Below are 5,694 nucleotides of genomic sequence, written 5' to 3'. Positions count from 1 at the left end.
CTGAATTCGAACCATGGCGCGTTTGACGCTACTGGTAGGGCGGAAATATGAGAACCGGAAACCGACGGGATAACGACGCTGTTATCTTCCTTCTCCCCTCCCTCCACGCGCGCTTGCGCGTGGCGGGGTCCGAGGCGAGCGAAGCTCGCTCTCGAGGTCGGGGGTGGGGGGTGCTTCAGCAAACCCGCTGGCAGTCGAATCCGCTGATAGACCCCCCACCCCCGACCCCTCCCCACCGCGCGCGAGGGCGCGCGGGAGGAGGGGAGAAGAAAGCCGCTACCCCCGCGCCTGCCGCTTCACCGGCTGCCGCACGGCGTCGGAGGCCGCGCAGGCCTCGCGGAGCTCGACCAGCCTGCGGCGTTCCTGCCAGGGCTGGATGACGCTGAGCCACAATTCGCGAAACCCCATGATCGAAATCGAGATTCCGAACGGGATCAGGAAATACAGGATCCGGAACACCACCAGGGTGGCCAGAAGCTGTTCCGGGACGAATTGCGGCAGGGCGACCAGCATGGCGGCGTCGAACACGCCGATCGAGCCCGGCGCGTGGCTGGCGAAGCCGAGCAGGGTGGCCAGGATGAACACCACCGCCAGCGAGACGAAATCGATGCCGGGGCTGGCCGGCATCAGCAGATACATCGCCAGCGCGCAGAACCCGAGATCGACCACGCCGATCACGACCTGCAGCAGCGTCAGTCGCGCCGAGGGCAGCACCACTTTCCAGCCGTTCTGGCCGAGCTGGCGGCGTTCCTTGCCGGTCACCAGCCAGACGAAATAGGCCGCGATGCCGGCGAGGCAGCCGATCGCGATCAGCCGGTTCACGGAAGGCGGCAGCAGGTCCATCGCGGTCGCCGCCTCCGGGTGCCAGGCCATGCCGATGCCGAGCACGAACAGGTTGCCGAGCCAGAAGGTGAGGCCCGACAGGAAGCAGATCTTGGCGACGTCGATGGCGGAAAGCCCGTGATCCGAATAGATCCGGAACCGGATCGCGCCGCCGGTGAACACGGTGGCGCCGATATTGTGACCGATCGTGTAGCTGGTGAAGCTCGCCAGCGCGGCGGTGCGATAGGGCACGTGCCGCTTGCCGATGGTTCGCAGCGCGAAGAAATCATAGAAGGTCAGCGTGCAGAACGCGCCGATCACGCACAGCGCGGCCAGCGCGATGTGGGCAGGCGGAATCTCCGTCAGCGCCGTCAGGATCACGCCGGTATCGACCCCCTTGAGGGTGCGAACCATGGTGGAAATGGCGAAGGCGACGATGAGGAGGCTCGCGGCGATTCCGAGCCGTTTCCAGCCGATCCGTTCCTTGAAGCCACGCCCCAGCGTGGTCAGCAGTCCGTGCATTCATCCTCCCGGCGGGGCGGCAAAAGTATGTGAACCTTCTGGCACCGATTGATGACAGGCATACGCCGATCGCCGGTTCCGTGAAGATCCATAAGGCAAAAACGGGCCGTTGTGCAGTCCTTGACAACGCCCGGCGATTGGCCACGCCGGGGCTTCCGTCACATTTCGTATATATGCCTTAACGCGGAAAATCCGGCTCCGGGCATTGATTGGGATCAACGGGTTCGGGGGTGGTGGTGTTCCGCTGGTTCCGGCATCCAGCATTGTCGTCGCCCGGCTCGACCGGGCGATCCAGTACGCCGCGGCTTCCCGGCTCTAACGCTGGCATCTCTGGAATACGGGGTCGCCCGGTCATAGGCGAGCGGAAGCGACGCCGTCCTTCGGACGGCTATGGCCGGGCGATGACAGCGGTGGTCGTGCGGGCGCCGAGACGGCGGATTAGCAAAGCTAATCCGCCGTCATTGCGAGCCAACGGGTCGCGCGAACGCGCGCCCGATGGCAGGCTCAGCGAAGCAATCCATCTTTCTTCGAACGTCGAAGGAAGTTGGATTGCTTCGTCGCAAGCGCTCCCTTGCGCAAACGCTTCGCGTTTGTCGCAGGCAATGACGGCGTCATCGGCAGAACCGCTCACCCGGCAGCTTCGGTAAACGGATTGAAGATGACGAGCCCGCCGAATTTGCGGCCGTGCTGCATGTCCTCGGTGTACAACGTGTCGCATCCGGCTTCGAGCGCGGCGGCGACGATCAATGCATCATAGAACGACAGGCCGTGTTCGCGGGCGAGTGCGACGGCGCCGGCATGCGTGTTCAAGGTGAGCGGCACGACATCGTCGAGCGAGGCACGAAACAGCCCGAGCGCGAACTCGATGTGCGGCCAATCGTGGCCAAGCTTCCGCCGCGCGACATGCACGAATTCGTTCAATACCTGAACGCTGGCGAGGCCACGGCGCCCCAGGCACTCGTTGGCAATCTGTCTTTTCGCATCCGAGGTCGCCGCATAGACCAGAATGTTGGTATCGAAAAACGCTGTCACCGCTCGTTGGCCTCGTCCCGATCGAATTTGTAATCGGCAGGAAGCGTCCAGTTGAGCGATGCGATGCGCTCGAGCGCCGCCTTGCGACGGTCCTCCTTCTGCACGACCAGCGTTCGTTCGGCCACATCGACGATGTTGATTTCGTCGCCGGCGACCAGACCCATCTTCTCGACCAGCGCCTTGGGCAACCGCACGGCCAGACTGTCACCCCATTTTGAAACCTGCATTGCTGCCTCCTTGGTATTGAAAAGGCCTCACCGCTTGTTGGCGTCATCGCGGTTCCAGACGAACCCCGCGGGTTTGGGCTTTTGCAGGCTGCGGAGCCGGGCGATGAACCCGCTCTTGTCATCCTTGTCATCGCATTTCACGATTACGATGGTGCGGGCATCCGCCGACGTGACATCGACGTCGTCGCCTTCGGCGAGCCCCAGTTTTTCAACCAGCTTCTTGGGCAGCCGCACGGCAAGGCTGTTGCCCCATTTGGAAACCTGCATGGTGGACTCCTTGATCGCCAATTGATGATATCATGGTGATGATATCATTTTCAAGGTCCACCGGTTTGTCAAAATCGGCATGCGATTATTGCGACGGGGCAAGACCCTTGATCCCGTCTTATTTGTAGTTACAATAACTCGATGAAGATCACGTTCGATCCGGCAAAGCGGGCGAGCACGCTGAGCGACCGCGGTCTCGATTTCGCCGACGCCGCCGAGGTGTTCGCCGGCAAGGCTCTGAACATTCCGGACGAACGCCGTGACTATGGCGAGCCCAGAATTATCACCGTGGGGTCGCTGCGCGGACGAATGGTGATCGTGGTTTGGACGCCGCGCGGCAACGGGCGGCACGTATTTTCGATGAGGAAAGCCAATGACCGGGAAAAAGCGCGCTTTGGGAAGCGACTTGAAGAAAGTTGATCGCCACGTCATTCAGCCGCACGAATATGACGAGGTGCCTGAACTGACCGACGACATGGCCGAGCGCGCCGATCTCTATCAGGGCGGCAAGCTGATCCGTCGCGGACGGCCGAAATCCGACGATCCCAAGCAACTGATCACCTTGCGGCTGGATGCCGCGGTGCTGCGCTGGTTTCAGCAGAGCGGCCCGGGCTATCAGTCCCGCATCGGCGCGGCGCTGAAATCGCACATGACGCGCAGGCAGGCGGCGGCGAAGACGTCACCGCGCGGGAAAACGGTCAAGAAGAAGGCCGGGTGAACTGACCGGCTCAAGTCCCCGGCCGTCCCCGCAGCATCCCGGCAATCCCGAGGTCTTCGTCGAGTTCGGGCCAGTGAATACCCATCGGCATCAGCTCGAAGCGCCCGCGCGCGGCGGTGTCGGCGTCGCGCAGCCGCGGATACCACGCCAGCGGAATAGCGATCCTGCGGCCGTCCGCCAGCGTCACCACCAGTTCGTCCGCGGTGAAGGCAACCGAGACCGGCCTGATATCGCCGACATCAATTTCCAAAGTGCTCATGCCATTTGCCTGTCAGGACATCGCGCTGCGATCCCGGATGACGGATGATAGCGCCGATTTCATGGGGTTGTACCTACCCCCCTGTTCCCGCTAGGTTACCACAATGGGGGAAGCCAAAAATAACGAAGCCGTGGAAGCGTTTATCCGCCGATGGCAGGGCCGCGAGGGCGGCCAGGAGCGGGCCAATTACGTCTCGTTCCTCAATGAATTGATCGTGCTGCTGGGATTGCCGCCGCCCGACCCGGCCGACGCCACCCATGAAAACAACGATTACGTCTTCGAGCGCGCCGTCCGCAAGCACAAGGACGAAGGCGACTCCCACGGCCGCATCGATCTCTACAGGAAGAACAGTTTCGTTCTCGAAGCCAAGCAGAGCCGCCTGAAAGGCATCAAGAAAGTCGCCGGCCAGAACGACCTGTTCACCGCCGAAATCCCCGAAGGCTCGCGCGGCCGGCGCGGCGCCGATCGCGCCTGGGACGTGCTGATGCTGAACGCCAAGCGGCAGGCGGAAGAATACGCCCGCGCGCTGCCGACCTCGCACGGCTGGCCGCCGTTCATCCTCGTCTGCGATGTCGGCCACTGCATCGAGGTCTATGCGGATTTTTCCGGACAGGGCAAGAACTACACCCAGTTCCCGGACCGCCAGACTTTTCGCATTTATCTGGAAGACCTGCGCATCGAAGATGTCCGCGAACGCCTGCGCAAAATCTGGCTCGCTCCGGAAACGCTCGATCCGGCGCAGGCCTCGGCCAGGGTCACGCGCGATATCGCCAGACGCCTCGCGCAGGTTTCGCTGGCGCTGGAGAAGAAGAACTATCCCGCGCAGGACGTCGCGATGTTCCTGATGCGCTGCCTGTTCACGATGTTCGCCGAGGACGTCGGCCTGCTGCCGGAAAAATCCTTCAAGGACGTGCTGGAGGAATGCGAGAAGAATCCGGAAGCGTTTACGCATGACGTCGGCCAGCTCTGGGAAGCGATGGACCTCGGCACCTGGGCGCATGTGCTGAAAACCAAGGTGAAGAAATTCAACGGCGAATTCTTCCGCAATCATGCCGCGCTGCCGCTCGGCCGCGAGGAAATCGGCGAACTGCGACAGGCGGCGACCTATAACTGGAACGAGGTCGATCCCTCGATCTTCGGCACGCTGGTCGAACAGGCGCTCGATCCGGAAGAGCGCAAGCGTCTCGGCGCGCATTATACGCCGCGCGCCTATGTCGAGCGGCTGGTGGTCGCCACCATCATCGAACCCCTGCGCGAGGACTGGCGCAACGTGCAGGCCACCGCCGAAACCAAACGCGCATCCGGCGACCTCAAGGGTGCGGCGGCCGAGGTGCAGGCGTTTCACGAGAAGCTCTGCGAAACGCGGGTGCTCGATCCTGCCTGCGGTACCGGTAACTTCCTCTACGTCTCGCTGGAATTGATGAAGCGGCTGGAAGGCGAGGTGCTGGAAGCGCTGCTCGACCTCGGCGGCCAGGAAGCCCTGCGCGGGCTCGGCTCGCACAGCGTCGATCCGCATCAGTTCCTCGGGCTCGAAATCAATCCGCGCGCCGCGGCGATTGCCGAACTGGTATTGTGGATTGGCTATCTGCAATGGCATTTCCGCACCAAGGGTGCGGCCCCGGAAGAGCCGATTCTGCGTGCCTTCAAGAACATTAAGGTCAAGAACGCCGTGCTGACGTGGGACGGCGACCCGATTCCGAAGATCGTCGATGGCAAGGAAACCTATCCCAACGCGCGGCGGCCGGAGTGGCCGACGGCAGAGTACATTGTCGGCAATCCGCCGTTTATTGGCGGAAAAGATATTCGTGCACGTCTGAGGTCAGGCGAAGCGGAGGCGTTGTGGGCGG

The 5,694-nt window shown here is 62.6% G+C and carries 8 protein-coding genes; 3 read left to right on the top strand and 5 right to left on the bottom strand.

Annotation, left to right across the window (positions count from 1 at the left end):
- Positions 1 to 276: 276 nt before the first annotated feature.
- The 4 genes from Q7U29_RS00040 to Q7U29_RS00025 form a co-directional block, all read right to left on the bottom strand.
- Positions 277 to 1,344, bottom strand: a complete 1,068-nt coding sequence (locus tag Q7U29_RS00040; RefSeq protein ID WP_304737188.1) for a YbhN family protein — start codon at positions 1,342 to 1,344, stop codon at positions 277 to 279.
- A gap of 627 nt (positions 1,345 to 1,971) precedes the next feature.
- Positions 1,972 to 2,376, bottom strand: a complete 405-nt coding sequence (locus Q7U29_RS00035; RefSeq protein WP_304737187.1) for a PIN domain-containing protein — start codon at positions 2,374 to 2,376, stop codon at positions 1,972 to 1,974.
- Positions 2,373 to 2,603, bottom strand: coding sequence for an AbrB/MazE/SpoVT family DNA-binding domain-containing protein (locus Q7U29_RS00030; protein WP_304737186.1), 231 nt, complete (start codon positions 2,601 to 2,603; stop codon positions 2,373 to 2,375). Before Q7U29_RS00030 ends, Q7U29_RS00035 begins: the two co-directional genes overlap by 4 nt.
- Positions 2,604 to 2,630: 27 nt before the next feature.
- Positions 2,631 to 2,870 carry an AbrB/MazE/SpoVT family DNA-binding domain-containing protein gene (locus Q7U29_RS00025; protein WP_304737185.1) on the bottom strand — a complete coding sequence of 80 codons (240 nt, stop codon included), beginning with the start codon at positions 2,868 to 2,870 and terminating at the stop codon, positions 2,631 to 2,633.
- 141 nt (positions 2,871 to 3,011) lie between these two features.
- On the opposite strand from Q7U29_RS00025, the gene Q7U29_RS00020 reads away from it, so the two are divergent.
- Both Q7U29_RS00020 and Q7U29_RS00015 read left to right on the top strand, forming a co-directional pair.
- On the top strand, positions 3,012 to 3,290 hold the full coding sequence (locus Q7U29_RS00020; protein ID WP_304737184.1) for a BrnT family toxin: 279 nt from the start codon (positions 3,012 to 3,014) through the stop codon (positions 3,288 to 3,290).
- The gene (locus tag Q7U29_RS00015; protein WP_304737183.1) at positions 3,277 to 3,588 is read left to right on the top strand and encodes a BrnA antitoxin family protein; all 312 of its coding nucleotides are present in this window, start codon (positions 3,277 to 3,279) and stop codon (positions 3,586 to 3,588) included. Before Q7U29_RS00020 ends, Q7U29_RS00015 begins: the two co-directional genes overlap by 14 nt.
- A 10-nt stretch (positions 3,589 to 3,598) precedes the next feature.
- Here Q7U29_RS00015 and Q7U29_RS00010 read toward each other — a convergent pair whose 3' ends face one another.
- Entirely contained in the window at positions 3,599 to 3,847 is a 249-nt protein-coding gene (locus Q7U29_RS00010) for a DUF2442 domain-containing protein (protein ID WP_304737182.1), read from the bottom strand.
- Positions 3,848 to 3,950: 103 nt separating this feature from the next.
- Here Q7U29_RS00010 and Q7U29_RS00005 point away from each other — a divergent pair.
- Positions 3,951 to 5,694 (top strand): type IIL restriction-modification enzyme MmeI (locus tag Q7U29_RS00005; RefSeq protein WP_370691668.1); only part of this gene is annotated, 1,744 nt, incomplete at its 3' end.

The sequence above is a fragment of the Bradyrhizobium sp. genome, assembly GCF_030654605.1.
Classification (GTDB): Bacteria; Pseudomonadota; Alphaproteobacteria; order Rhizobiales; family Xanthobacteraceae; genus Bradyrhizobium.
Note: the sequence above shows the minus strand (reverse complement) of the source record. Positions and strands in the feature narration are given on the sequence as shown.